The sequence below is a fragment of the Arthrobacter sp. 2MCAF14 genome, assembly GCF_052115645.1.
Lineage (GTDB): Bacteria > Actinomycetota > Actinomycetes > Actinomycetales > Micrococcaceae > Arthrobacter.
Map to the genome: position 1 here is coordinate 24,849 of NZ_JBFRHB010000002.1, position 26,869 is coordinate 51,717.

A 26,869-nucleotide genomic window follows, 5' to 3' on the forward strand; every position below is an offset into this window, starting at 1 on the left:
GCGGGGCCGTCGGGCTTTGCCCATGCGTGACGGCCTCGCCGCGCCGGCTGCCTTGCGGTCAAATATTCCATGTGGAATAGTTGTTGTGGAATAGTTCGCACGGAGGATGGGGAAATGGCACGAGCCGCACTGACTCCACTGGGCGTCGCTGCATTGGCCCTCCTTGTCGAGGCGCCGATGCATCCCTACGAGATGTACCAGCTCCTGATGGCCCGCCACGAGGACCGTTTGGTCAAAGTCCGGCCGGGTACGCTCTACCACGCAGTCGGTCGCCTGGAAGAGGCGGGTTTGGTCGAGTCCACAGGCATTGACCGCTCCGGCAACCGGCCCGAGCGCACCACCTACCGAATCACGGGAACCGGCCGGGAGGCGCTGACCGAGCGCCTCCAGAACATGCTGGCGGAACCCGTGAATGAGTACCCGGTGTTCCCCCACGCGATCGCCGAGGCACACAACCTGCCGTCCGGCGTCGTACTCGAACTACTGGACCACCGCGTGGCGAACCTGGAAAACCAGCTCGACTTCCTGGTCCGCGGTGAAGAAGCTGTCGCTGCCAAAGGCGTCGAGCCCAAGTTCTGGATTGACGTCAAGTACCAACAAACCATGCTGCGGACGGAAATCGAGTGGATACGCAGCTTCCAAAATGATCTCCGCAGCGGGCAGTTGCCATGGTGACCGCCCATCCCACGAACCAACTTGCAATAGATTCAGCACAGTCAAAGGAAACCCATGGAAAACGTAGCTAAACCGTGGCCCGCACTGTGGTCCCTCGTGGTCGGGTTCTTCATGATCCTGATCGACACCACCATTGTCTCCGTGGCGAACCCGCGGATCATGGAGGGCCTGCACACCGATATCAACGCCGTCATCTGGGTGACGAGCGCCTACCTCCTCGCCTACGCCGTCCCGTTGCTGATCACCGGACGGCTCGGTGACCGCTTCGGGCCGAAGAACCTCTACCTGATCGGCCTCGTGGTCTTCACCCTGGCCTCGCTGTGGTGCGGCCTCGCGGGCGATATCGGCATGCTGATCGCCGCCCGGGTGGTCCAGGGCATCGGCGCGGCCATGATGACGCCCCAAACCATGGCCGTCATTACCCGGATCTTCCCGCCGGACCGCCGCGGCGCGGCCATGGGCCTCTGGGGAGCGACGGCCGGCATGGCTATCCTCGTCGGCCCGATCCTCGGCGGCGTGTTGGTTGACGGCCTCGGTTGGCAGTGGATCTTCTTCGTCAACGTTCCCATCGGCGTCGTTGCCTTTGTCCTCGTGACCCGGCTCGTACCGAAGCTGACCACGCACAGCCACAAGTTCGACGTCCTGGGTGTGCTGCTGTCCGCAGCGGGTATGTTCCTGCTGGTGTTCGGCATCCAGGAGGGCCAAAGCTACAAGTGGGGCACCGTCAGCGGACCCATTACCGTGTGGGGACTGATCATTACGGGGCTCGTGGTCCTTGCCGTGTTCGTCTTGTGGCAGTGGCTCCTGGAGCGCCGCGGAGGCGAACCCCTGCTGCCGCTGGGCCTGTTCAAGGACCGCAACTTCTCCTTGGGAAACACCACTATCATGGCGGTGGGTTTCACCATCACCGCGTTCCCGTTGCCCACCATTTTCTACTACCAGGTAGTCCGCGGTTTGTCCCCGACGCAGTCCGCATTGCTCATGATCCCCATGGCCGTGATCTCCGGCGCGCTGGCACCTTTCGTTGGCAAGCTGATCGACCGCATCAACCCGCGTTGGTTCGCCGCCTTCGGCCTGGTCTGCCTGTCCGGTGCACTCTTCTGGACCTCGACCCTTCTGAAACCGGACACTCCCATCTGGATGTTCCTGCTGCCCAGCGCCCTCCAGGGTGTGGCCAACGGCTTCATCTGGGGCCCGGTCTCGAACGCCACCACCCGCAACCTCCCGCCGCGCTCGGCAGGCGCCGGTTCCGGCGTCTTCAACACGACGCGCCAGATCGGTGCGGTACTGGGATCGGCGGCCATCGCCGCACTCATCCAGTCCCGGCTCGCGGCCGAGCTTCCCGCGGCTCCGCCAGGTGCCGCCCCGGCGGGCGAAGGCGGATTCACCGGCAAGTTGCCTGAATTCCTGCATGACGGCTTCTCGACGGCGATGAGCCAGTCAGTCCTGCTGCCGGCCTTTGCGATTCTGCTGGGCGCAGTAGCGGCGTTGCTGTTTGGCAAGCCCAAAGCCGTCCAGGGTTGGGGCGCGCCGACTGCCGTAGAGGCCAAGCCTGAGACTGTTTCGCAAGACAGTTAGCCCGCGCGAACTGGCAGATGATGCCCTCAAAATGCGATTTTGAGGGCATCGTCTGCCAACTCGCGGGCAGTGGAGGGCGCTAGCGGAGCAGCACGGAGGTCTGGATGCCGCCGTCGACGAATCCCAGCTTCCGGGCCAAGGCCATCGAGCCCCGGTTGTCCAGCGCCGTCCGCCATTGCAGCGTGAGGCCGGAGGCCAGCGCCTCGTGGGCGGCGATCGACGCAGCCAGGGTTCCGAGCCCCTGTCGGCGCAACTCGGGCGGCACCAGGACGCCCAAGTCCGCGAGGATCCCCTGCCACTCCGCATAAGCGCCGCAGGCCACCGGTTTGCGGTCCGGTTCGTTGCCATCCATCACGGTGAAATGGTGGTCCATCCTGGAGAGATGGACTTCATTGACGTCGTCCGGAGGGCACCTGCCCTCCAACTCAATCGCCTCGGGATGGCCGTGGGACACGGTGACTTCGCCGCCCGGCTGGAAGAGGGGAAGGTCGTCGGCGAACAGCAGCGCGGACGTCCCGAGCCCGTGGCCACCGTGTTCGCGGCTGATCCGCAATAGCACGGAATGCTCGCTCAGCTGATCGTCCGGGAGCTCGACGGCGGCGGCCGCCGCCCATGCCGGAGCCACCAATGCGGAGCGGCCAAAGAGCCTCACGAACGTAATGGATTCGGCGTCTTCGTCTTCCCGGACCAACCGCTCCCCGTTGCGGGCAGCAGGTGAGCCGGAGACGAAACTGAAGGCATCGTCGTCGAACCCTAAATGCCGGGCCCAGGCCAGCAGCACAATTTCCGCCGATCCCGCATCAAGTTCCATGGCATCGAGTCTATGCAGTCCTTGGAAAGGAAGGAGCAGGCGGGCACCTGGTGGTACCCGCCTGCTCCATGAAGAACCGGCTCCCTTGAAGAAGCGGCTTAGCCGAACAGCACCGCGGCTTCGTCGTAGCGGTTTTGCGGGACGGTCTTGAGCTTGCCCAGGGCAGCTTCGAAGCCCACGTGCTCGATGTCCGTGCCCTTGAGGGCCACCATGGTTCCCCAGCGGCCTTCCACGACGGAATCGATGGCTGCCATTCCCAGACGGGTGGCCAGGACGCGGTCGAAAGCCGAGGGGACGCCGCCGCGCTGGATGTGGCCGAGGATCGTGGCGCGGGTCTCGATGCCGGTGCGGGCTTCGATTTCGGGGGCGAGCTGGTCGGCGATGCCACCCAGTCGGGGCCGGCCGAAGGTATCCAGGCCGCGTTCGGAGTGCGGGGCTTCCATGTGGTCGGGAACAAAACCCTCGGCAACAACAATCAACGGTGCGCGGCCACGATCGTGGGCCTCCTGGACCCACTCGGTGATCTGCTCGATGCTGACTTTCTGCTCGGGGATCAGGATGGCGTGCGCGCCGGCCGCCATGCCCGCGTGCAGGGCGATCCAGCCCACGTGGCGGCCCATGACCTCGGCGATCATGCAGCGGTGGTGGGATTCCCCGGTGGTGCGCAGCCGGTCGATGGCCTCAGTGGCGATCTGGACGGCGGTATCGAAACCGAAGGTGTAGTCGGTGGCGTCGAGATCGTTGTCCACGGTCTTGGGGACGCCCACGATCTTCAGACCGGCGTCGGTCAGGCGCTTCGCGGCTGCAAGGGTGCCTTCGCCGCCGATGGCAATGATGGCGTCGATGCCGAGGCGGTCCATGTGGGCCTTGATGACGTCCGGCCCGCCACCGTTCTCGAACGGGTTGGTGCGGGACGTGCCGAGGATGGTTCCACCCTGCTTGGCGATACCGCGGACCATGGTGCGGGGAATGTCGATGACGTCGCCCTCCACGACGCCTCGCCAACCGTCGCGGAAACCGACGAATTCCTGGCCGTGAATGGCAATTCCCTTGAGGACGGCGCCGCGGATGACGGCGTTAAGTCCGGGGCAGTCGCCACCGCTGGTAAGGATTCCAATTTTCATGAGGGCTCAAATCCTGGCTAGGAGGTATACGTGCAGAGCGCCACGCTGAGCTCACAATGATTGTAGGGGGCAATGTGGGGTGGGACACAACCATGACCGTCGCCGGGGATGAGACTTTTGAAACAGGGTTGAAACGGGACGGACAAATCCCGGCTGTGCTACTTCCGGCCTTGCGAACGCTGGGTGAGGAAAGATTCCAGCGCAATGGTGCCGCTTTGGTTGGGAAGCAGCAGCCAAGCCACCACGTAAATCACCACGGCAGGCCCGGGTAGCAGGCAGAAGATCAGGTAGCCAATGCGGACGTAGGCCACGTCCACATTCAGTTTGGCGGCAATGCCACCGCACACCCCTCCGATAAAACGCTGCGGACCGCGCTTCAGGCCGATGCCCCGTACGATGCTGAAGAACTTGTTCATGGCTAGAGCCTTCCCTGTTGTGCCTGCTTTGTCACGTGCTGCTTGCTACCGGTGGTCCGAATCGGTGGCGCCGGCCCCGGAGTCCGGGCCTGACCCGCTGCCCTTTCGGGAGCGGGCGGACACGAGGCCTCCGATCACGAGTGCCGCTCCGGCCCCGATCATGAGCCCGATCAACACATAGTTGCCGTTGAGCGCCACGAGGCCGAGCTTGGAAATGATGATCAAAGCAGCGAGTGCCACGACAATCAGCCCCCAGACCACTGTGCCCACCCTGGCCCGGGTGGCTTGCGCCGTGGGTTCGGGTGCCGTTTCAAATGCGCGTGTGGGTTCGTGCGTGCTCATGTCAGTTTCCTTCCTGGACGGTGACGTTGCTGAAGGTGCCGTTGAGTCTGACGACCAGCTTGGCCCCGGGTTTGTCAGTGTTGAAGCTCTCCCTGGTACCACCGTTGCTTTGGGTGACGGCGCTACCGTCCTGCTTGAGGTTCGCGAAGGTCATGTCTGCTTGGACCTCCACCGGCACGGTCGAGGGGATGACGAGCTTGATGTTGCTTGCGGTCACGTCCATCGGAACCACGACGTCGGAGGCCAACGGCGCGCTCAGGTTCAGCTTGGTCAAGTCAACGGTCCCGTTGGCTCCCGTGATGTCGTAGCCTTTGCGGGCATCGTCGATGCTCACGGGATTCCATTGGGCATTCTGGAGGCGGAAGTGGTCCGCGCTCGGGGCGATATTGAAGATGGCTCCGATTATCAGCGTCGCTACGGCCAGGAAGCCGAGCAGCCCCGACGAGCGGCCCCGGAGTCCGGCGACAAGGATGCCGAGGCCGAGGACCGCGGCGCCCGTGGCCCAGACCACTGCGTTCGCGGCGTCGCCAAGGTGGATGACATTGCCGGTGTCGAGCAGCTTGAGCGTTGCGCCGGCCAACAGGGCCGCCCCGGCTGAGACCGCTACGATGGCCGCGCCCGGTCCCTGCCGCCTCGGCCGCTCTGGGCGGTTCGGTACGCCAGCTGGTGGGTACGGCCCCGCGGGATTGACGGGGCCTGCGGGAGTTGAGTGGCCGCCTGTCCCGTAAGTACCGGAGCCGTAAGGAGCTGCGCTGTAAGGAACTGCACCGTAAGGGCCTGCGCTGTAAGGGCCGGCTGGATAACCTGCCGAGGCAGGGGTGCCCGCTCCGCCAGGGGAACCCGGGGCGGCCGCATAGTTGTGAGGGCCCATGGTCTGCCTTCCGTTGCGGGATTTGCTGCGCTGGACCAAGAAGTAGATCAGGTAGATGGTGCCGCCTACCCAGAACAGCGTCCAGAGGATTCCAGGAACGCCGTTCCAGCCCCATCCCCAGAAACCGCGGCCGAGGCCCGGCAATCCGGTGATGGTCGTGATGAGGGCGCCGGTCATGCCTGCGGACCAGCGGCCTGCTCCGGCCTCCTGGGCGTGGATGCGGCCGTCCGGTTCGGGCAGGAGCGCCCAGGCGACGCCGTAGAGCAGTATGCCGACACCGGCGAAGAGAGTAAGGACGATGAAGATGCCGCGGACGATCAATGGATCGACGCCGAAGCGGTGCGCGACGCCGCTCGCTACGCCGCCCACCCAACGGTCCCGGCCACGGCTGATGCCTTGGCTGCGGATCCAGTTGAAGAAGTTCCGCGGGGGAGCGGGAACGGCGTAGTTCGGCGAGGCGCCGCTGTTGGCGGCGTTTGGCTGGGCCGGTTCTTCCGGCGAGCCTGTCCCGGCCGGCTGGCCGGATTCTTCAGGTTGACCGGGCTCCGCTGCTTGTCCGGAGTCCTCGGGATTCATGCTGTTTGCGTTCATACTTCGATCTTGCCGCCCGGCGACGCCGCCCTCTATTGGGGGATACCCTGAACGTTCCCTGAGTGGTCCCCTGAGATGCCCTAGCTTCGAGCGCCGAAGGCCCTGATACGTGTTTGGATGGAATCATGACAACCGCCATGCAACGCCCGCCGCTGGTCCGGAGCAGCGACCGGATGATTGCCGGCGTGTGCAGTGGCCTGGCGGACCACCTTGGCTGGCCTGTGAAATACATCCGGCTCGGTATGGTCCTTGCCTCGTTCGCCGGCGGCGCGGGCCTGGCCTTCTACGCCTGGCTTTGGGTCATGGTGCCCACCGCCGACGAAAGCGCCCGTCACAATAGCCGCCGGCCGGCGTCGCCCATTGCTCCCGCGGTGAGCATACCCCTTTCGGTGAGCATGCCTCTGGAGGTAACAGCGCCCGACGGCGGCGCGCAGCCGCTGCCGCTGTCCACCCCGGCCCCCGTCTTCGCCTCCTGGTTCAGGATTCGTCGCATCCAGTACGGGAAAGAGATCCTCCTCGGATCCGGCCTGCTCCTAGTGGCCGCCATCCTCATCGTCCGGCAGTTCGGCGTCGAGGTCCCTCTCGGCACGCTGATCCCGGCGGCGGCCATACTCGGCGGAGCGTCGATCGCGTGGATGCAGTTGGACGAGACGCGCCGGGCCGGGCTGGTGGACAAGACCAAGGCCGACCAAGCAGGCGGCTGGGTCCGTCTTGCCGCGGGCCTGGCCTTGGTGGTTGCCGGGGTGTTGGTCATGGTGTCCGGTTCCGGCTCGTGGGAGCAGACCTGGCTCGCGCTGCTGGCTTCGATCGCAGTGCTTGGCGGCGTCGCCCTGGTGCTGCTGCCGTGGGGCTTGAAGTTCTGGAAGGACCTTGAAGCTGAGCGGGCGGCGCGGGTCCGCGAGACGGAGCGGGCCGAGATTGCCGCCCACTTGCACGACTCGGTACTGCAGACGCTCGCCTTGATCCAGCGCCGGGCAGGTTCCGAGCAGGACGTGGTCCGCCTCGCCCGTGCCCAGGAGCGTGAACTGCGCACCTGGCTGTACCGGGACGCCGCCAAGGATGTGGGACTCCTGGCGGAGCGGATTGCCGCGGCCGCAGCCGAAGTCGAGGACGCCCACGGACACGCCGTCGACGTCGTCAGCGTGGGAGACGCCGCCATGACAGACAGGCACGAAGCGCTCGTCCTGGCGGCCCGGGAGGCCATGCACAATGCCGCCCGGCACGGCGGCGGCGCGGTGTCCGTCTATCTCGAGAGCTCGGACACCGGCAGCGAGGTTTTTGTCAGGGACCGCGGGCCTGGCTTTGCCCCCGATACCGTCCCGGAAGACCGGCTCGGAGTCAAGGAATCAATCATCGGACGGATGAAGCGCCACGGCGGTACTGCTGTCATCAGCAGTAGCTCCGAGGGTACCGAAGTACGCCTGAAACTGCCCGTCGAGAACGCCGACAAAGCAGAGAACCGAAACGGAGAAGCCAAAGCATGAACGCCCTATCAGAGCAAGTAGCGCGGAAGGTTCGTGTGGTGATCGTGGACGATCACGCCATTTTCCGGTCCGGGCTGAAGGCCGACCTCGATTCCAGGATCGACGTCGTAGGCGAAGCCGGAACAGTGGAGCAAGCTATCGCCGTGATTGCCGAGGTTCACCCGGAAGTGGTGTTGCTCGACGTCCACCTGCCTGGCGGCCTTGGCGGTGGCGGTCGGGAGGTCATCAGCGCATCCGCGCCGTTGCGTGGGAGCACGAGCTTCCTGGCCTTGAGCGTTTCCGATGCCGCCGAGGACGTCGTGGCCGTCATTCGCGCCGGAGCCCGGGGCTATGTCACCAAGACCATTTCCGGCCCCGAGATCTCCGATGCCGTGATCCGCGTGGCCGACGGGGACGCCGTCTTCTCGCCGAGGCTGGCGGGTTTTGTCCTGGACGCGTTCGGAACCTCCCCGGCCGAGATCGCCGACGACGAACTCGACCGTCTCTCCGCGAGGGAGCTGGAAGTCATGCGCCTCATCGCCCGGGGCTACAGCTACAAGGAGGTGGCCAAGGAGTTGTTCATTTCCATCAAGACCGTGGAAACCCATGTCTCCGCGGTACTCCGCAAGCTCCAGCTCTCCAGTCGCCACGAACTGACAAAGTGGGCCGCCGAGCGCCGCCTCCTCTGACGCCCGCTCACCTATAGCGCCTTAAACCCAAACGCCCGCTCACCTATAACGCCTTAAACCCAAACGCCCGCTCACCTATATCCCAAGGTGAGCGGGCGTTTGTGGAAGCGGAAGGCTACTTGGCCTGGCCGAGGAATTCCTGGAGGCGTCGAACGCCTTCTGCGAGGTCGTCGTCGCCCAAGGCGTACGAGAGGCGAACGAAACCGGAGGGGCCGAAGGCCTCGCCCGGAACGATGGCGACCTCAACCTCGTCGAGGATCAGTGAGGCAAGCTCAGCGGACGTTGACGGACGGGCGGTACCGTTCGACGTCGGGAATTCCTTGCCCAGCAGTCCGCGGACGTCGGCGTAAACGTAGAAGGCGCCGGTCGGCGTCGGGCATTCCACACCCTCGATCGCGTTCAGTCCGGCGACAATCGCCTTGCGGCGGCGGTCGAAGGCGACCTTCATTTCGTCGACGGCGGTCAGGGGGCCCGAGACCGCGGCCAGGGCTGCGATCTGCATGATGTTGGAAACGTTCGACGTTGCGTGCGACTGGAGGTTGGTGGCGGCCTTGATGACGTCGGCCGGGCCGATCATCCATCCGACACGCCATCCGGTCATGGCGTAGGTCTTGGCGACACCGTTGAGGATGACCACCTTGTCGCCGAGTTCGGGGGCGGCAGTGGCAATCGAGGTGAAGGGGACGCCGTCGTACGTCAGGTGCTCATAGATCTCGTCGGTGACTACCCAGAGGCCCTTCGCCGCTGCCCATTTTCCGATCTCCGCCACCTGTTCGGCGCTGTAGACGGCGCCGGTCGGGTTGGACGGGGAAACGAAAAGCAGGATCTTCGTCTTGTCGGTGACCGCGGCCTCGAGCTGTTCCACGGTGACCAGGTAACCCTGCTCCGGGCCGGCGAAGACCTCGACGGGAACGCCTCCGGCGAGGCGGATTGCCTCCGGGTAGGTGGTCCAGAAAGGCGTGGGGATGATTACTTCGTCGCCCGGGTCAACCAGTGTGGCGAAGGTGTTGTAGACAGCCTGCTTGCCGCCATTGGTGACCATCACCTGGGAAGCATCTACCTTGTAGCCCGAGTCGCGGAACGTCTTGTCCGCGATAGCCTGCTTCAGTTCCGGCAGGCCGGCGGCAGGGGAGTAGCGGTGGTACTTCGGCTGGCCGGCGGCCTCGACGGCGGCCTTGACGATGTAGTCGGGGGTCGGGAAGTCGGGCTCCCCGGCGCCAAAGCCAATCACGGGGCGACCCGCTGCCTTGAGCGCCTTGGCCTTGGCGTCAACGGCAAGGGTGGCGGATTCGGCGATGGCGGAAATTCGCTGTGAAATGCGGGCGGCTGGTATTCCGGCAGACATTAAAGCACCGTTCTTCGCGGGCAGCTCATGGGCTGGATGGTGGGATTCGACGAAATCTACTTTATGCTGTTCTGCGGAGCTATCGGGCTAACGCCGGGAAAGTGACAGTGAAGGCTGATCAAGCGAGCGCTGATCACACGAGCGGGACGGCCTGAACGCTCCGGAAATGGCCCGGTTCGACTATCGCGACGTTGTTGCGTAGACTGGTTCACCGGTGTTGAAAAACATCACAATGGTTCGCGCCCCAGATAGGCTCCGGAATCTCGTGTTCTTCTGGATTCCTTGGCTTCGATGGAGTGCGGCCGAAATATGGATTCGTTCCATAGGGTAGTGGCGCAATTGGTAGCGCAGCGGTCTCCAAAACCGCAGGTTGCAGGTTCGAGTCCTGTCTGCCCTGCGCAAGCTGTTCCGGGTTTTGCTCGGAACAAGCGCAGCAACCATGACTCTGATCAGAGTCGGGTCAACGACGTTTGCATAGATGAGTGAGGATCAGGTGACCGAAACAGCTGCGAGCAGCTCGAAGGGCCGCCCTGCCAAGAAGTCCGATTCCGGCCTCTTCGCTCGAATTGCGCTTTTTGTTCGCCAGGTAATTGGCGAGCTCAAGAAGGTAGTTGCCCCCACCCGTAAGGAACTGGTCAACTACACAGTCGTGGTGCTGGTGTTCGTGGCCATCATGATGCTGGTCGTCACCATCCTGGACCTGGCTTTCGGTACGGGAATCAAATGGGTTTTCGGCGCTACTGGCACCACGAACCACTAAGCGGATCGCTCCGCAAACCGCGTGGAATCCCCGGAAAATCAAGGGATTTCGCAGGGTTTGCGGAATTGAGCCATTTAAATAGGCATGTTAGGCAATGAGGAAGCAGGAGACCAAGTGTCTGAGCAGGAGCTCGAGGTAACTGAGACTGAGCTGGATGGGCCCGCTGAAAGCACGGCCCACGCCACGGCTGACGCCGTGGAAGGATCCGAGGTCGATTCTGCTGCGCCCGAAACTGCCGACGTCGATGACGCCGATGAGTCCGACGCCGAGGTGTCCGACGCCGACGACGAGTCTGCTGACGCGTCCGACGACGCCGACGCCCTGGCCGCCGCTGCAGCTGTAGCGCCCGCCGACCCCGCTGAGGAGTTCAAGGCCAAGCTTCGCCGCCAGGAAGGTGACTGGTACGTCATCCACTCCTACGCCGGCTACGAAAACCGCGTCAAGGCCAACCTTGAGACCCGCATCCAGACCCTGGACATGGAAGACTACATCTTCGAGATCCAGGTGCCCATGGAGGAAGTGGTTGAGATCAAGAACGCCCAGCGCAAGATCATCAACCGCGTACGCATTCCGGGTTACGTCCTCGTCCGCATGGACCTGACCGACGCATCCTGGGGCGCCGTCCGCCACACTCCCGGTGTTACCGGCTTCGTAGGCAACGCACACAACCCGGTTCCGCTTCGCCTCGACGAGGTCTTCTCCATGTTGGCTCCGGTCTTCGAAGAGCAGCAGGCCGAAAAGGGCAAGCCGGTCAACAAGCAGCACCAGACGCCCGTCGACATCGACTTCGAGGTCGGAGAGTCGGTCATCGTCAAGGAAGGTCCATTCGAGACACTTCCCGCCACGATCTCCGAGATCAAGATGGATTCCCAGACGCTTGTGGTCCTGGTGTCGATCTTCGAACGCGAAACCCCGGTTACGCTCGCATTCAACCAGGTCACCAAGATCTAGTTGATCCAAGAATTTCGCCCCGCGGTTGCCCGCTTAGCAGCCGCGGAGCGGTCGGTCGCCTTGCCATGGCGGCCACAAACCTGAGGCACGCTCCTGTGTCCTAGGAAGTTATTGAGAGAAGGACCTACATTGGCTCCCAAGAAGAAGGTCACCGGCCTCATCAAGCTGCAGATCCAGGCAGGTGCCGCCAACCCGGCCCCGCCGATCGGTCCTGCGCTTGGCCAGCACGGTGTCAACATCATGGAATTCTGCAAGGCGTACAACGCTGCAACGGAAGCCCAGCGCGGAAACGTTATCCCGGTTGAAATCACGGTCTACGAAGACCGCTCCTTCACCTTCATCACCAAGACCCCGCCGGCTGCAGAGCTCATCAAGAAGGCTGCGGGCGTTGCAAAGGGTTCGGCCACGCCGCACACCGTCAAGGTTGCCAAGCTGACCCAGGCACAGGTGAACGAGATCGCCACCACCAAGATGGAAGACCTCAACGCCACCAGCCTTGAGGGCGCTGCCAAGATCATCGCCGGCACCGCACGCTCCATGGGCATCACCGTCGAATAATCGAGGAATGAACGGACGGTGAGGGCTGAGGAACGAAGCACTCGCCGGAAGTGAGTCCCGGAGATTTTCGACGATTAGATACAGTCGGGGGCTAATCACCTCCCGCCGGGAAACCGGCACCATTGAAATATTGAAAATGTTGGAGATCCACGCCGGATTTCCAACTGTGGCAGGGCCCAGCGCGGTCCGCAGACCACAACTGCACAAGGAGAATAAGCAGCATGGCAAAGCGCAGCAAAGCATATGAGGCAGCCGTAGCCAAGATCGAGGCGGACAAGTTCTACGCCCCGTTCGAGGCCATCAAGCTCGCCAAGGACACCAACCCGTCCAAGTTCGACGCCACCGTTGAGGTCGCTTTCCGTTTGGGCGTTGACCCGCGTAAGGCCGACCAGATGGTCCGCGGCACGGTCAACCTGCCGCACGGCACGGGTAAGACTGCCCGCGTCCTGGTTTTCGCAACGGGCGACAAGGCTGAAGCAGCAATCGCTGCAGGCGCCGACTTCGTTGGTTCCGATGACCTGATCGAAAAGATCGCAGCCGGCTGGACCGACTTCGACGCCGCAGTGGCAACCCCGGACCTCATGGGCAAGGTTGGCCGTCTCGGTAAGGTCCTCGGCCCGCGTAACCTCATGCCGAACCCGAAGACCGGTACCGTGACCGCAGACGTCACCAAGGCTGTCAACGACATCAAGGGTGGCAAGATCGACTTCCGCGTCGACAAGCACTCGAACCTGCACTTCATCATCGGCAAGGTTTCCTTCGATGAACTGAAGCTGGCCGAGAACTACGCAGCCGCACTGGAAGAGGTGCTTCGCCTGAAGCCGTCCGCTTCCAAGGGCCGGTACATCCAGAAGGCTACGGTCGCCACCACGTTCGGCCCGGGCATCTCCGTTGACCCGAACGTCACCAAGGTTCTCACCGAGGCGTAAGCCACCGGGAGCATCGACTCTGAAAGGACCGTCCGGCATTCGCCGGGCGGTCCTTTCGTTGTATGCAAACCGGCACCTATCGCGCGTACCGACCGCTGATTAGGCTAAGGGCATGACAGACCGGCTTCCGGATTTCAGCATCCATGAGCTCCACCTGCCGGAGTCCCTGGATGGGCCGGACGCCAAGGAATTCCGGGAGCTTTCCTCCGTAATGGATGCCATGGTGCTGGAAACCTGGGGAAAACTGGACCGGGCATCATCGGCGCAGGCCCGGCTCGCCGGATGGCGGGATTCCCCATACGAGGCCACAAGGAACTTCTTCGCCCGGGTTGACGGAAGCATCGTCGGCTACGCTTCCTGCCAGGTTCCGCTCAAGGACAACGTCCACACCGCTTGGCTCCAGGTAGATGTTCTGGAGGAGCACCGCCGGTATGGAATCGGAACCGCACTGCTCCGCACCGTAGAAGAGGTTGCCAAGGCACAGGGGAGGCGCGTCCTGCAGGCGCACACCGAACACCCGATCGGTTCCGCAGGAGCAGGGGGAGTACCCGGGGGAGTGCCCGAAGACAGTCCGGGAGTGGCCTTCTGCCTCAAGAACGGATTCACCTTGGAACAGGCCAGCAGATTCAGCAGCCTGGACATGGACCACAGCGGGGAGTGGTCAAGCCTGGAGCTTGCGGCCCGTTCCAAGGCCGACGCCGCCTACGAGGTCCTTGCCTGGACGAACCGGTGCCCCGCAGAACACGTGGACCACATGGCCGTGCTGATGGGCCGGATGAGCACGGATACCCCGGCGGGCGGTCTTGAGATCGAGGCAGAGGCCTGGGATGCTGCGCGCGTCAGGCAACTCGAGGACACAACGCTTGCCGAGGGCCAGAGTGCCCTTGTGGCCGCTGCGCAACATCGGCGGACAGGGGACCTCGTCGCTTACACCGTGATCTACCTTGATCCCGCGAAGCCATGGGTCGCCGAGCAGGACGATACTCTCGTGGCAAAGCCGCACCGGGGCCACGGGCTGGGAATGCTCGTGAAACTGGCCAATCTGCGCAGGCTTCAAACGGAATATCCAGCCGTCCAGCGCGTCATGACTTTTAACGCCGAGGAAAACGAACATATGCTGTCCATCAACGTACAGCTCGGCTTCAAACCGGCGGGATACGACGGCGAATGGCAAAAGAGGATCAAATGACGAGCACGGTGGAGATCGGCCAACTCTGGATCCCGGATTCCCTTGACGCCGACGACGCAAAGGATTTTCTGGCGGCCGTCGAAGTCAGCCGCAGGGTCCGCATGCAGATCTGGGGCACGGACGATCTCGCCTACACTCCGTTGGAGAAACTGCTCGAACTCGGCGACCCTTACGAACGCCAGGTCATTCTCGTAGCCCGCGTCGACGGCCGCATTGTCGGTACCGTGGACATCGCGCTGCCCCTTGCCGACAACATGGACCTGGCCGAGTTCACCCTCGACATCCTTCCTGAATTCCAGCGCAGGGGCGTCGGCCGGCAGCTTCTGGAAGCTGCCGAACATTTCGCGAAAAGCGAGGGCCGGACGATGATCATGGTGGACACCAACCACCCTGCCGAGTCCTTGCGCGGCGGTGCCGAGGGCCAGTTGGTACCTGGCAGCGGCCTGGGCTTCGTTCCCCTGGCCAGCCGCGAGGTCGACTTTGCCCGTCGTACCGGTTACACCCTCCAGCACATCGAACAGTTCAGTTCCTGTGCGCTCCCGCTGGATTCAAAACTCGTCGCTGAGCTTGAGGCCGAGGCCGAAGCCGCGAACGCCGGCCGCTATCGGGTCCACCACTGGACCGATCGCTGCCCGCAACAGTGGCTCGAAGCAGTGGCCGCGCTGGAGAACGCGGCCGGAGAAGTGGTGTCCGAGGGCAGCGAGACTGCCGAGGCCGAGCAGCAGCAGTTAGTGTTCGACGCCGGCGTGTTGCGGCAGGCGGAGGACGCCGCCGTCGCGCAGGGGCGCCGAACGGTGGTCACCGCCGTCGAGCACGTCGCGAGCGGGCGGATCGTCGGACTCACCACGATCGGTGTCCTGGCGCAACGCCAAGACGTCGTCTTCCAGGACGACACGATCGTCCTGCAGGAGCACCGGGGAAACAAGCTCGGGCTCCTCATCAAGGTCGCCAACATGCAGCGCCTTAGCGAACAGTTCCCCGACGCCCGGGTGATCTACACCTGGAATGCCCCCGAAAACCGGTACCTGCTGACGGTGAACAAGCAATTGGGATTCACGACGGCCGGGGTCACGGGGCTTTGGCAGAAGGAACTGCCGAACATGGGCCCGAGAGTCACCTCCTCCGAGTGAGGCCGCGCGATTTGGCGATGCACTTGCCCGTCCCGTAAGCTTGAACTACCAAAGACCGTCGGTTGATGGGAATCCACTCCTCCGGGCGCAGCTCAACTCTGCAGCCACGCGCGGAAGAACCAAGTGGATTCCTTGACGAAGGACCCTGACAAAGGGCGGCCGGCGCAGGTGAACGAAGCAAATCTCCGCGATCATTCGATCGTGTTGAGCCAAGCCCCGTGCATCTGCGCGGGGCGTTTTTTAGTTGCAGCTCTTTTGAGCGGGGACCCGGAAAACCGGCTTTATTCCCCGGAAGGAGGGTTATGGCAACGCCTAGCAAGATCTCTGCAGTAGCTGAGATCACCAACGATTTCAAGGAATCGAACGCCGCTGTCCTGACCGAATACCGCGGGCTCTCTGTTGCACAGCTCAAGCAGCTGCGTGTTTCTCTCGGCCTGGACACCAAGTTCTCGGTCGTCAAGAACACCCTGACCGCCATTGCAGCCAAGGAAGCTGGTGTCGAAGCATTCGACGGTCAGCTCGCCGGCCCCACTGCAATTGCATTCATCAAGGGTGACGCGGTTGCTGCCGCCAAGAGCCTGACGGACTTTGCCAAGGTCAACAAGCAGCTGGTCATCAAGACCGGCTACTTCGAAGGCAAGGCACTGAACGCAGCAGAGGTTGCCGCACTGGCAGCCCTCGAGTCCCGTGAGCTGCAGCTCGCTAAGGTTGCAGGCATCCTCAAGGCACCTGCTGCCGCGGCTGCACGCATCATTGACGCTCTGCGCCTCAAGCTTGAAGAAGAGGGCGGCGCTGTAGCACCGGCCGCTGAAGAAGCACCGGCTGCCGAAGAGGCTCCCGCCGAGGCTGCTGCAGAAGAGGCTGCCGCTCCGGCTGAAGCCGCTGGAGCAGCAACCGAAGAGAACTAAGTTCTCCCCATTCAAACTGCGGTGCAGTAACGGGCGACGTCCGTGGCAGCACCACCTAAAGGAAGGACGCCAAACATGGCGAAGCTCAGCAACGAAGAGCTCATTGAAGCTTTCAAGGAACTGACCATCATCGAGCTCTCCGAGTTCGTCAAGCTCTTCGAAGAGACCTTCGAAGTTACTGCTGCTGCTGTTGCAGTTGCAGGCCCGGCTGGCGCCGGCGCTGGCGAAGAAGTTGAAGAGAAGACCGAATTTGATGTCATCCTCGAAGCTGCCGGTGAAAAGAAGATCGCAGTGATCAAGGAAGTTCGCGCCATCACCTCCCTCGGCCTCAAGGAAGCCAAGGACCTGGTTGACGGTGCACCGAAGGCTGTTCTCGAAGGCGCCACCAAGGAAGCCGCTGAGAAGGCCAAGGACCAGCTCGAAGCTGCAGGCGCCACGGTTACTGTCAAGTAACTCGCCGCTTTACCCAGAAAGCCCCGTCCGGATTCGTCCGGGCGGGGCTTTCCTGCACTTTAAGGGCAACGCGGGGTCACTTACGGCCCATTGGGTGCCGCTTGATGGGCCGTAAGTGACCCCGCGTTGCTCAGATGGGGTCGCTGATGTCGGCGACTACGGCCTGCAGCGCGGCTGCCAGCTCATCGGCCTTCACGAAAGCGCTGAATCCGTGTTCGCCTGCGCCCATGGAGATCCTGCGTCCGGCGATGCTGGCATCGGCATAGACCGGCCAGGGCTTCGAACTTCCCAGCGGCGTGATGGTACCGCGCTCATAGCCGGTTGCCTCGAAGGCGATGTCTGCCGAGGGCATGGACAGCTTGTTGACGCCCAGGAGGGCGCGCAGCTTGGGCCAGGAGATCTGCCGGTCACCCGGAACCAGCGCAAACAGGAACGTGCCATCCCGGTGCTTGACCACAAGGGACTTCACGATGTCCGCCGGACTGATCCCCATGATGCGGGCCGCTTCGTCAAGGCTGCTTGCCGCGGCCCGCTCCACGAGTTGGACGTCGAGTCCGCGGGCGGCCGCGTCGGCGAGGAATCGCTCAGTGCCCCGCATTCATGCTCCATTTCCGTTCATGGCCGCTCCCGCTGCCGAATACGCCAAAGATCTAGTCGCGGTAGAGAAGCAGTGCTTCGCCTTGGCCGCCGCCACCACAAAGGGCGACCGCAGCTTTGCCCTTCCCGCGGCGCTTCAGCTCGTGGGCCGCATGGAGGGCTAGACGCGCTCCTGAGGCACCGATCGGGTGTCCGATCGCAATGGCTCCGCCGTGGACGTTGCACTTCTCCAAGGGATAGTCCAGGTCCTTCAAGGACTGCACCGCAACCGAACCGAAGGCTTCATTGATCTCGATGAAGTCCAGATCGCCCGTGGTCCACCCCGCGCGGTCCAGGGCGTGCCGTATGGCGTTCGAAGGCTGCGAATGCAGGCTGTTGTCGGGTCCGGCTACCTGGCCGGGCTTGCCGACGACGGCGAGGTAGTCAAGGCCGTTCTCCTCGGCAAAGCGGCGGCTCGTGAGAACGAGTGCGGAGGCGCCGTCGGACAGGGGAGAGGAGTTGCCGGCGGTGATGGTTCCGTCGGTCGCAAAGGCGCCCTTCAGGGGGGCCAAGGTCTCCAGTGTGGTCTGGGGGCGGACACCTTCGTCGCTTGTCAGCACCAGGGGTTCTCCCTTGCGCTGCTTGACGCTGATGGGTGTGATCTCGCCCTCGAACACTCCTTGTGCGGCGGCCGCAGCCGCGCGCTGGTGCGAAGCGGCGGCCACTTCATCCTGGGACCGGCGGTCGATGCCCAGGGAGAGGTTCTTGATTTCGGTGGACAAGCCCATTGACTGGCCATCAAACGCGTCGGTGAGCCCGTCGTGGGCCGCGACGTCGAGGGCCTGGATCGCTCCGTAGCTCCACCCTTGCCTCGAACCGGGCAGCAAGTGGGGGGCGCGGCTCATCGATTCCTGGCCGCCGGCAACCACGACGGCGGCGTCCCCGCTGCGGATCATTCGCGCGGCATCGATTACAGCAGTCAGTCCGGAGAGGCAGACCTTGTTGATGGTGACGGCCGGGATGTTCCAGCCGATTCCGGCGGCGATGGCGCTTTGCCGGGCCGGATTCTGGCCGGCGCCCGCCTGCAGGACCTGTCCCATGATCACTGCGTCCACTTTGTCCGCGGTGAGGCCGCTCGCCGCGATGGCGCCTGAAATGGCGTGAGCGCCGAGCTCGACGGCGGTGAGCCCGGCCAGTTGCCCGTTCAACCGTCCCTGTGGGGTGCGGCTGGCGGAAAGGATGACAACGTCGTTGTTGTTGTCCGTCGTGTCTGAGGGGGTGCTCATTTTCTCTCTTCCGATCAAGGGTGGTGAGCCAAGGTTACCGTGGCCTACATCGCCTCTCCATTCAACAATGGAGCCTGGATCAACATTCCGCCCAGGGCAGTATCGGGCCGGGCCGCATAGGTGCCTGCAGCAACTGTGCTTGCATTCGGGCGGGATGTGGGGTAGACAGGTGGGTTGATTTGCCGTATCGTGGATATTTGCGTCTTCCCTGTTAACCTTCAGCCTTCATATAGCGGTGGGCTTTACCTCTCAGCTGCGCCATCGACGTGCCGTTAAGAACGCGCATGGTCTTGGCCAGCGGGGGTCCCGGGTCATATAGCGGAACCGGAAAGGTACACTGCGGATTCAATCTGCAGGGTGCAAGCGGGGGAGATCTGAAAACGCCTGAAGGTCTGTGGAAGGATCCCTCTTGGTCGCCTCGAGCACCTCTAATAACGAAACCGCTAATACGGCAAGCACCGATGGTGCAACTCGCCGGCTCTCATTCGCAAAGATTCACGAACCGCTGGACGTTCCGAATCTGCTCGCACTGCAGACGGACAGCTTTGACTGGCTGGTCGGAAACGAACGCTGGCAGTCGCGGGTAGCGAAGGCCGTCGAGGAAGGCGACCTGAGCGTCGCCACCACCTCTGGACTTGCTGACATCTTCGAAGAGATCTCCCCCATCGAGGACTTCCAGGGCACTATGTCCCTGAGCTTCTCCGAGCCGGAGTTCGCTGATCCGAAGTACACCATGGCCGAATGCAAAGACCGTGACGCCACTTACTCGGCACCGCTGTATGTCAAGGCCGAGTTCATGAACAACAACACGGGTGAAATCAAGCAGCAGACCGTGTTCATGGGCGATTTCCCTCTCATGACCGAGAAGGGAACGTTCGTTGTCAACGGCACCGAGCGTGTCGTCGTCTCCCAGCTGGTCCGTTCGCCGGGCGCCTACTTTGAGCGCACCGCTGACAAGACCAGTGACAAGGACATCTTCACTGCAAAGATCATCCCGTCCCGCGGTGCATGGTTCGAGCTCGAAATCGACAAGCGCGACCAGGTCGGCGTACGCCTCGACCGCAAGCGCAAGCAGTCGGTCACCGTTCTGCTGAAGGCCCTCGGTTGGACCGAAGGCCAGATCCTCGAAGAGTTCGGCCAGTACGACTCCATGCGCGCAACGCTGGAGAAGGACGCCACCGAAACCCGCGAAGACGCCCTGCTGGACATCTACCGCAAGCTGCGTCCGGGCGAGCCGCCCACCGTCGAGGCTGCCCAGTCCCTGCTGGACAACCTGTACTTCAACGCCAAGCGCTACGATCTGGCCAAGGTCGGCCGTTACAAGATCAACCGCAAGCTCGGCATCGACCGCTCCCTTGGCGACAAGGAAGCTTCGGTCCTGCACGTTGAAGACATCGTGGCCATGATCAAGTTCCTCGTCGCGCTTCACGCCGGCGAGAAGACCCTCATGGGCAAGCGCGATGGCGAAGACCACGAGCTGCGCGTCGAGATCGATGACATCGACCACTTCGGCAACCGTCGCATCCGCGCCGTCGGCGAACTGATCGAAAACCAGGTCCGCACCGGCCTGTCCCGCATGGAGCGCGTCGTCCGCGAACGCATGACCACGCAGGACGTCGAAGCGATCACGCCGCAGACCCTGATCAACATCCGCCCTGTTGTGGCAGCTATCAAGGAGTTCTTCGGAACGTCCCAGCTGTCGCAGTTCATGGACCAGAACAACCCGTTGTCGGGTCTGACCCACAAGCGCCGCCTGTCGGCCCTTGGCCCGGGTGGTCTGTCCCGTGACCGCGCAGGCATGGAAGTTCGAGACGTGCACCCGTCCCACTACGGACGTATGTGCCCCATCGAAACTCCTGAAGGCCCGAACATCGGTCTGATCGGTTCGTTGGCTTCCTACGGCCGTATCAACCCGTTCGGTTTCATCGAGACTCCGTACCGCCTGGTGTCCGAGGGTGTCGTTTCCGATGAGGTCCAGTACCTCACCGCCGACGACGAAGCAGAAGTCCTGATTGCACAGGCCAACGCACCGCTCGACGCCGACAAGAAGTTCGCGGAAGAAACCGTGCTTGTCCGTGCCCGTGGTGGTGGAGGCGAGCCCGTCCTGGTTCCGGCCGGCGAAGTTCAGTTCATGGACGTTTCCCCGCGCCAGATGGTGTCCGTGGCTACCGCCCTGATTCCGTTCCTCGAGCATGACGATGCAAACCGCGCACTCATGGGTGCCAACATGCAGCGCCAGGCTGTGCCGCTGGTCCGTTCCGAGGCCCCGTTCGTGGGTACGGGCATGGAGCGCGCTGCCGCCGTCGACGCCGGTGACGTTGTCATCGCGAAGAAGGCCGGTGTCGTCAACGAAGTTTCCGCTGACCTCGTCACCATGCTTAACGACGACGGCACGGAAACCAGCTACCGCATCAACAAGTTCGCCCGTTCCAACCAGGGCAACTGCTACAACCACCGTGTCCTGGTCAACGAAGGCCAGCGCCTCGAAGTCGGCGGCATCATCGCTGACGGCCCGGCAACGGACCAGGGTGAACTCGCCCTCGGTAAGAACCTCCTCGTGGCATTCATGTCCTGGGAAGGCCACAACTTCGAGGACGCCATCATCCTGTCGCAGCGCATCGTCGCTGAGGACGTTCTTTCCTCCATCCACATCGAGGAGCACGAGATCGATGCCCGCGACACCAAGCTTGGTGCCGAGGAAATCACCCGTGACATCCCCAACGTGTCCGAGGAAGTCCTCGCAGGACTGGACGAGCGCGGCATCATCCACATCGGTGCCGAGGTTGAAGCCGGCGACATCCTGGTCGGAAAGGTCACCCCGAAGGGTGAAACCGAACTGACTCCGGAAGAGCGCCTCCTCCGTGCAATCTTCGGCGAGAAGTCCCGCGAAGTGCGTGACACCTCCCTGAAGGTTCCCCACGGTGAGTCCGGCACGGTTATCGGCGTGCGCGTCTTCGACCGCGACAACGACGACGAGCTGCCCCCGGGCGTCAACCAGCTGGTCCGCGTCTACGTTGCTGCCAAGCGCAAGATCACCGACGGCGACAAGCTCGCCGGCCGCCACGGTAACAAGGGCGTCATCTCCAAGATCCTCCCGATCGAAGACATGCCGTTCCTTGCCGACGGTACGCCGGTGGACATCGTCCTGAACCCGCTGGGTGTTCCGGGTCGTATGAACGTCGGCCAGGTGCTCGAAACGCACCTCGGCTGGGTTGCGAAGACCGGTTGGAAGATCGAAGGCGAGCCGGAGTGGGTCAAGAACCTCCCGAACCTGCCTCGTGAATCCGGCCAGACCACTGTCGCCACCCCGGTGTTCGACGGTGCACGCGAAGAGGAAATCACAGGTCTGCTGGATTCCACCAACGTGACCCGCGACGGCGACCGCCTGATCGACTCCTCCGGCAAGACCCGTCTGTTCGACGGCCGCTCCGGCGAGCCGTTCCCTGACCCGATCTCCGTGGGCTACATGTACATCCTGAAGCTCCACCACCTGGTGGACGACAAGATCCACGCGCGCTCCACCGGCCCGTACTCCATGATCACGCAGCAGCCGCTGGGTGGTAAGGCACAGTTCGGTGGCCAGCGCTTCGGTGAAATGGAAGTGTGGGCGCTCGAAGCATACGGCGCTGCCTACACCCTCCAGGAACTGCTGACGATCAAGTCGGACGACATCCACGGCCGCGTGAAGGTCTACGAAGCCATCGTCAAGGGCGAGAACATCCCCGAGCCTGGCGTTCCGGAATCCTTCAAGGTCTTGATCAAGGAAATGCAGTCGCTGTGCCTGAACGTGGAAGTTCTTTCCACGGACGGTACGACGATCGAAATGCGTGACTCTGATGACGCAGTCTTTACGGCTGCGGAAGAACTGGGCATTGATCTGTCTCGCGCAGAGCCCAGCTCCGTAGAAGAGGTCTAACAGCCGCTCTGGCTGGCGGTGCAGACCGCCAGCCAAGGCAGCTGCCTCTTTCCGTAAACCCAAGACTTCAGAATTTAGAGAACAAGAGAGAACAGGGACCATATGTCCAGCGAATCCTCCTTCGGCCTCATGCAGATCGGCCTCGCCACCGCGGAAGACATCCGCGGCTGGTCTTACGGTGAGGTCAAGAAGCCGGAAACCATCAACTACCGCACGCTCAAGCCCGAGAAGGACGGCCTCTTCTGCGAGAAGATCTTCGGCCCGTCCCGGGACTGGGAATGCTACTGCGGCAAGTACAAGCGCGTGCGCTTCAAGGGCATCATCTGCGAGCGTTGTGGCGTTGAAGTCACTCGCGCCAAGGTGCGCCGCGAGCGCATGGGCCACATCGAGCTGGCCGCTCCCGTCACGCACATCTGGTACTTCAAGGGTGTTCCCTCCCGCTTGGGCTACCTCCTTGACCTGGCGCCGAAGGACCTTGAAAAGGTCATCTACTTCGCTGCCTACATGATCACGAGCGTCGACACCGAGAGCCGTCACGCGGAACTGCCGAACCTTCAGGTGGAGCACGACCTCGAGAAGAAGCAGCTCGTCGACAACCGCGACAGCGACATCGCCACGATCGCCCGCGACCTTGAGGACGAGCTTGCCCGCCTCGAAGGTGAAGGCGCCAAGGCTGCGGACAAGAAGAAGGCCCGCGACTCCGCGGACCGTCAGATGGCCAACGTCCGCAAGCGCGCGGATGCTGAGATCGAGCGCCTCGAGCAGGTCTGGGACCGCTTCAAGAACCTCAAGGTCGCCGACCTTGAAGGTGACGAAGGCCTGTACCGCGAACTGCGCGACCGCTACGGCATGTACTTCGAAGGCTCCATGGGTGCCGAAGCCATCAAGAAGCGTCTTGAGAACTTCGACATGCAGGCAGAGTCGGAGTCCCTCCGCGACACCATCCAGAACGGCAAGGGCCAGCGCAAGACCCGCGCCCTCAAGCGACTGAAGGTTGTCAACGCATTCCTGACCACCAACAACAGCCCGCTTGGCATGGTTCTTGACGCCGTCCCGGTGATCCCGCCGGAACTGCGCCCGATGGTCCAGCTGGACGGTGGCCGCTTCGCGACCTCCGACCTCAACGACCTCTACCGCCGTGTGATCAACCGCAACAACCGACTCAAGCGACTGCTTGACCTCGGCGCTCCGGAGATCATCGTCAACAACGAGAAGCGCATGCTTCAGGAAGCTGTTGACAGCCTCTTCGACAACGGACGTCGCGGCCGTCCCGTCACGGGTCCGGGCAACCGTCCGCTGAAGTCCCTGAGCGACATGCTCAAGGGCAAGCAGGGTCGTTTCCGGCAGAACCTGCTCGGCAAGCGCGTCGACTACTCCGGCCGTTCGGTCATCGTCGTCGGCCCGCAGCTGAAGCTGCACCAGTGTGGTCTGCCCAAGCAGATGGCCCTGGAGCTCTTCAAGCCGTTCGTGATGAAGCGACTGGTTGACCTCAACCACGCGCAGAACATCAAGTCGGCAAAGCGCATGGTCGAGCGTTACCGCCCGCAGGTCTGGGACGTGCTGGAAGAGATCATCACCGAACACCCGGTGCTGCTCAACCGTGCACCTACCCTGCACCGCCTCGGCATCCAGGCATTCGAGCCGCAGCTTGTTGAAGGCAAGGCCATCCAGCTTCACCCGCTGGTTTGTGGCGCCTTCAACGCCGACTTCGACGGCGACCAGATGGCAGTCCACCTGCCGCTGAGCCCCGAAGCGCAGGCTGAAGCCCGCATCCTGATGCTCTCCTCCAACAACATCTTGAAGCCGTCTGATGGCCGCCCGGTGACCCTGCCTTCGCAGGACATGATCATCGGTCTGTACCACCTGACCACCAAGCGCGTTGGTTCCGCCGGCGAAGGCCGGATCTTCTCCTCGGTTGCGGAAGCCATCATGGCCTACGATGCCCGCGAGCTGCACCTGAACTCCCAGGTCAAGATCCGCCTTGAGGGCTTTGTCCCTTACGCCGGCTGGGAAGCTCCGGAAGGTTGGGAGCCGGGTCAGGTCGCACTGGTCCAGACCTCCCTCGGCCAGGTTCTCTTCAACGAGACCCTGCCGGAGGACTACCCGTGGGTTGAGGCTGTTGCCGACAAGGGCGAGCTTTCCCGGATCGTCAACGACCTCGCGGAGCGCTACCCGAAGGTTGTCACGGCCGCAACGCTGGACAACCTGAAGGACGCCGGTTTCTACTGGGCAACCCGCTCGGGCGTCACTGTGGCAATCTCCGACATCGAGGTGCCCACCTCCAAGCCGGCCATCCTGGCCGGCTACGAGACCATGGCTGCCAAGATCCAGGGCCAGTACGACAAGGGCCTGATCGACGACGACGAGCGTCGCCAGGAACTGATCGAGATCTGGAACAAGGCCACCAACGAAATCGCCCAGGCGATGCGTGACAGCTTGTCCCCGATGAACACCATCAACCGCATGGTGTCCTCCGGGGCACGTGGTAACTGGATGCAGGTCCGCCAGATCGCGGGTATCCGTGGTCTTGTGGCCAACCCGAAGGGTGAGATCATCCCGCGTCCGATCAAGTCCTCGTACCGCGAGGGCCTGTCGGTGCTGGAATACTTCATCGCCACGCACGGTGCCCGTAAGGGTCTGGCCGACACCGCGCTGCGTACCGCCAACTCGGGTTACCTGACCCGTCGTCTGGTGGACGTTTCGCAGGACGTCATCGTCCGTGAAGAGGATTGCGGTACCGAGCGTGGTCTCATGACCGCAATCGCCGTGCCGGACTCCAACGGTGAGCTCGTCCTGGACGAGAACGTCGAGAACAGCGCCTACGCACGTACCCTCGCCGTCGACGTCGTCGACTCCAAGGGTGCGGTGCTGGCAGCTGCCGGCACCGACTGCGGCGACGTCGTCATTGCCGAGCTGCTCGCAGCCGGCATCACCGAGGTCAAAGTCCGTTCAGTGCTCACGTGTGAGTCCAAGGTCGGTACCTGTGCGCTCTGCTACGGCCGTTCGCTGGCTACAGGCAAGACCGTGGACATCGGAGAGGCCGTCGGCATCATCGCCGCACAGTCCATCGGTGAACCCGGTACCCAGCTGACCATGCGTACGTTCCACACCGGTGGTGCTGTTTCCGCCAGCGGTGGCGACGACATCACCCAGGGTCTGCCCCGTATCCAGGAGCTCTTCGAAGCCCGTACTCCGAAGGGTGTTGCACCGATTGCTGAAGCAGCCGGCCGCATCGCCATCGAAGAGTCCGAGCGCCAGATGCGCCTCATCATCACCCCGGACGATGGTTCCGAGGAGATCGCCTACCCGGTGCTGCGCCGTTCCCGCCTCCTCATCGAGGATGGCGAGCACGTCAGCGTCGGCCAGAAGCTGATCAACGGTCCTGTGGACCCGAAGCAGGTTCTGCGCATCATGGGTCCGCGTGCCGCCCAGAAGTTCCTGGTGGACGAGGTCCAGGGCGTTTACCGCAGCCAGGGCATCGGCATCCACGACAAGCACGTGGAAGTCATCGTCCGTCAGATGCTGCGCCGCGTGACCGTCATCGAATCCGGCGACTCCGATCTGCTTCCGGGCGAGCTCGCTGAGCGCAGCCGCTTCGAAGACGAGAACCGTCGCGTGGTGTCCGAAGGCCGTACCCCGGCTTCCGGTCGTCCGGAACTGATGGGTATCACCAAGGCATCTCTGGCAACCGAGTCCTGGCTGTCGGCCGCTTCCTTCCAGGAGACCACCCGCGTTCTGACGCAGGCGGCCATGGAAGGCAAGAGCGACCCGCTGCTTGGCCTCAAGGAGAACGTCATCATCGGTAAGCTCATCCCGGCCGGTACGGGCCTGCCCCGTTACACCGAGGTCACCGTGGAGCCGACTGAAGAAGCAAAGGCAAGCCTGTTCACGGGCCCCAGCGCCTTCACCGACTTCTCGTATGACGCCCTGGGCGGCGACGGAGCTCCCGAGTTCCACGCCATCCCGCTGGATGACTACGATCTCGGCAACGACTTCCGCTGAGAAGTCTTCTAGTCAAGGTAAGGACCCCGTACTCAGTGAGTACGGGGTCCTTCCCGTTAAGTGCCCGACGACGGCGGGCGGCACCCGCCGCGGTGGTTCACCCTTTTACACCCGATTAAGGCCTCAGATCAAGCCATGCTAGAATTTTGGTAATTGTTCTGTGTGGCAGTGGATGAAGGCCGCCGCAGCATCATTTCGGTTTTGTTCTCATGATGTTGGGTGGAGCCTGTTTCCGGGTTGCGGGCTACGTGCGCAACGAATGCCGCACTTTTGCACGCCCACCGGTCTTCGGACCAGGGCCGCATG

The 26,869-nt window shown here is 63.1% G+C and carries 22 protein-coding genes and 1 tRNA gene; 15 read left to right on the forward strand and 8 right to left on the reverse strand.

The features are described from left to right. The first annotated feature begins 114 nt into the window (after positions 1-114). Positions 115-675: a PadR family transcriptional regulator gene (locus AB4074_RS01960; protein ID WP_441411869.1), complete on the forward strand. Its 561-nt coding sequence runs from the start codon at positions 115-117 to the stop codon at positions 673-675. A gap of 54 nt (positions 676-729) precedes the next feature. After that, on the forward strand, positions 730-2,253 hold the full coding sequence (locus AB4074_RS01965; RefSeq protein WP_441411870.1) for a DHA2 family efflux MFS transporter permease subunit: 1,524 nt from the start codon (positions 730-732) through the stop codon (positions 2,251-2,253). Between the two features lie 79 nt (positions 2,254-2,332). Here AB4074_RS01965 and AB4074_RS01970 read toward each other — a convergent pair whose 3' ends face one another. From AB4074_RS01970 to AB4074_RS01990, 5 genes are all read right to left on the reverse strand, one after another. After that, complete coding sequence (locus AB4074_RS01970) at positions 2,333-3,064, reverse strand: GNAT family N-acetyltransferase (RefSeq protein WP_441411871.1); 732 nt, start codon at positions 3,062-3,064, stop codon at positions 2,333-2,335. A 98-nt stretch (positions 3,065-3,162) separates the two neighbouring features. Beyond that, on the reverse strand, positions 3,163-4,188 hold the full coding sequence (locus AB4074_RS01975; protein ID WP_234749032.1) for an ATP-dependent 6-phosphofructokinase: 1,026 nt from the start codon (positions 4,186-4,188) through the stop codon (positions 3,163-3,165). A 158-nt stretch (positions 4,189-4,346) separates the two neighbouring features. After that, positions 4,347-4,604, reverse strand: a complete 258-nt coding sequence (locus AB4074_RS01980; protein WP_441411872.1) for a PspC domain-containing protein — start codon at positions 4,602-4,604, stop codon at positions 4,347-4,349. A gap of 45 nt (positions 4,605-4,649) precedes the next feature. Next, positions 4,650-4,946 (reverse strand): hypothetical protein, encoded by a 297-nt coding sequence (locus tag AB4074_RS01985; RefSeq protein WP_441411873.1) that lies wholly within the window; start codon positions 4,944-4,946, stop codon positions 4,650-4,652. Position 4,947: 1 nt separating this feature from the next. After that, positions 4,948-6,408, reverse strand: a complete 1,461-nt coding sequence (locus AB4074_RS01990; protein WP_441411874.1) for a PspC domain-containing protein — start codon at positions 6,406-6,408, stop codon at positions 4,948-4,950. Between the two features lie 125 nt (positions 6,409-6,533). On the opposite strand from AB4074_RS01990, the gene AB4074_RS01995 reads away from it, so the two are divergent. Both AB4074_RS01995 and AB4074_RS02000 read left to right on the forward strand, forming a co-directional pair. Beyond that, complete coding sequence (locus tag AB4074_RS01995) at positions 6,534-7,892, forward strand: ATP-binding protein (protein WP_441411875.1); 1,359 nt, start codon at positions 6,534-6,536, stop codon at positions 7,890-7,892. Continuing rightward, a complete protein-coding gene (locus AB4074_RS02000) occupies positions 7,889-8,560 on the forward strand; it encodes a LuxR C-terminal-related transcriptional regulator (RefSeq protein WP_236812294.1) in 672 nt (223 codons plus the stop codon). Before AB4074_RS01995 ends, AB4074_RS02000 begins: the two co-directional genes overlap by 4 nt. 115 nt (positions 8,561-8,675) lie before the next feature. Here AB4074_RS02000 and AB4074_RS02005 read toward each other — a convergent pair whose 3' ends face one another. Beyond that, positions 8,676-9,905 carry a pyridoxal phosphate-dependent aminotransferase gene (locus AB4074_RS02005; protein WP_441411876.1) on the reverse strand — a complete coding sequence of 410 codons (1,230 nt, stop codon included), beginning with the start codon at positions 9,903-9,905 and terminating at the stop codon, positions 8,676-8,678. A 324-nt stretch (positions 9,906-10,229) separates the two neighbouring features. On the opposite strand from AB4074_RS02005, the gene AB4074_RS02010 reads away from it, so the two are divergent. The 9 genes from AB4074_RS02010 (at position 10,230) to rplL (ending at position 16,783) form a co-directional block, all read left to right on the forward strand. Beyond that, positions 10,230-10,302 (forward strand) — tRNA-Trp (locus AB4074_RS02010). 81 nt (positions 10,303-10,383) lie between these two features. After that, entirely contained in the window at positions 10,384-10,665 is a 282-nt protein-coding gene (gene secE / locus AB4074_RS02015; RefSeq protein ID WP_059387348.1) for a preprotein translocase subunit SecE, read from the forward strand. Positions 10,666-10,779: 114 nt separating this feature from the next. After that, on the forward strand, positions 10,780-11,616 hold the full coding sequence (gene nusG / locus AB4074_RS02020; protein WP_234749039.1) for a transcription termination/antitermination protein NusG: 837 nt from the start codon (positions 10,780-10,782) through the stop codon (positions 11,614-11,616). A gap of 129 nt (positions 11,617-11,745) precedes the next feature. Beyond that, positions 11,746-12,174 carry a 50S ribosomal protein L11 gene (gene rplK, locus AB4074_RS02025; RefSeq protein WP_028265119.1) on the forward strand — a complete coding sequence of 143 codons (429 nt, stop codon included), beginning with the start codon at positions 11,746-11,748 and terminating at the stop codon, positions 12,172-12,174. A 221-nt stretch (positions 12,175-12,395) separates the two neighbouring features. Further along, a complete protein-coding gene (gene rplA, locus AB4074_RS02030) occupies positions 12,396-13,103 on the forward strand; it encodes a 50S ribosomal protein L1 (RefSeq protein WP_234749040.1) in 708 nt (235 codons plus the stop codon). A gap of 112 nt (positions 13,104-13,215) precedes the next feature. Next, the gene (locus AB4074_RS02035; RefSeq protein WP_441411877.1) at positions 13,216-14,292 is read left to right on the forward strand and encodes a GNAT family N-acetyltransferase; all 1,077 of its coding nucleotides are present in this window, start codon (positions 13,216-13,218) and stop codon (positions 14,290-14,292) included. Then, positions 14,271-15,422 carry a GNAT family N-acetyltransferase gene (locus AB4074_RS02040; RefSeq protein ID WP_441411878.1) on the forward strand — a complete coding sequence of 384 codons (1,152 nt, stop codon included), beginning with the start codon at positions 14,271-14,273 and terminating at the stop codon, positions 15,420-15,422. Before AB4074_RS02035 ends, AB4074_RS02040 begins: the two co-directional genes overlap by 22 nt. Before the next feature lie 302 nt (positions 15,423-15,724). Next, positions 15,725-16,330 carry a 50S ribosomal protein L10 gene (gene rplJ, locus AB4074_RS02045; RefSeq protein ID WP_441411879.1) on the forward strand — a complete coding sequence of 202 codons (606 nt, stop codon included), beginning with the start codon at positions 15,725-15,727 and terminating at the stop codon, positions 16,328-16,330. Between the two features lie 75 nt (positions 16,331-16,405). Then, positions 16,406-16,783, forward strand: a complete 378-nt coding sequence (gene rplL / locus AB4074_RS02050; RefSeq protein ID WP_234749044.1) for a 50S ribosomal protein L7/L12 — start codon at positions 16,406-16,408, stop codon at positions 16,781-16,783. Positions 16,784-16,913: 130 nt separating this feature from the next. Here rplL and AB4074_RS02055 read toward each other — a convergent pair whose 3' ends face one another. Continuing rightward, the gene (locus AB4074_RS02055) at positions 16,914-17,381 is read right to left on the reverse strand and encodes an aminoacyl-tRNA deacylase (protein ID WP_441411880.1); all 468 of its coding nucleotides are present in this window, start codon (positions 17,379-17,381) and stop codon (positions 16,914-16,916) included. A 52-nt stretch (positions 17,382-17,433) separates the two neighbouring features. After that, positions 17,434-18,645: an acetyl-CoA C-acetyltransferase gene (locus tag AB4074_RS02060; RefSeq protein ID WP_441411881.1), complete on the reverse strand. Its 1,212-nt coding sequence runs from the start codon at positions 18,643-18,645 to the stop codon at positions 17,434-17,436. Positions 18,646-19,054: 409 nt separating this feature from the next. Between AB4074_RS02060 and rpoB the strand changes: the two genes are divergently transcribed. Together rpoB and AB4074_RS02070 are read left to right on the forward strand one after the other, a co-directional pair. Beyond that, positions 19,055-22,561, forward strand: coding sequence for a DNA-directed RNA polymerase subunit beta (rpoB, locus tag AB4074_RS02065; RefSeq protein WP_078108119.1), 3,507 nt, complete (start codon positions 19,055-19,057; stop codon positions 22,559-22,561). 102 nt (positions 22,562-22,663) lie between these two features. Continuing rightward, on the forward strand, positions 22,664-26,563 hold the full coding sequence (locus AB4074_RS02070) for a DNA-directed RNA polymerase subunit beta' (protein WP_236812283.1): 3,900 nt from the start codon (positions 22,664-22,666) through the stop codon (positions 26,561-26,563). Positions 26,564-26,869 lie beyond the last annotated feature (306 nt).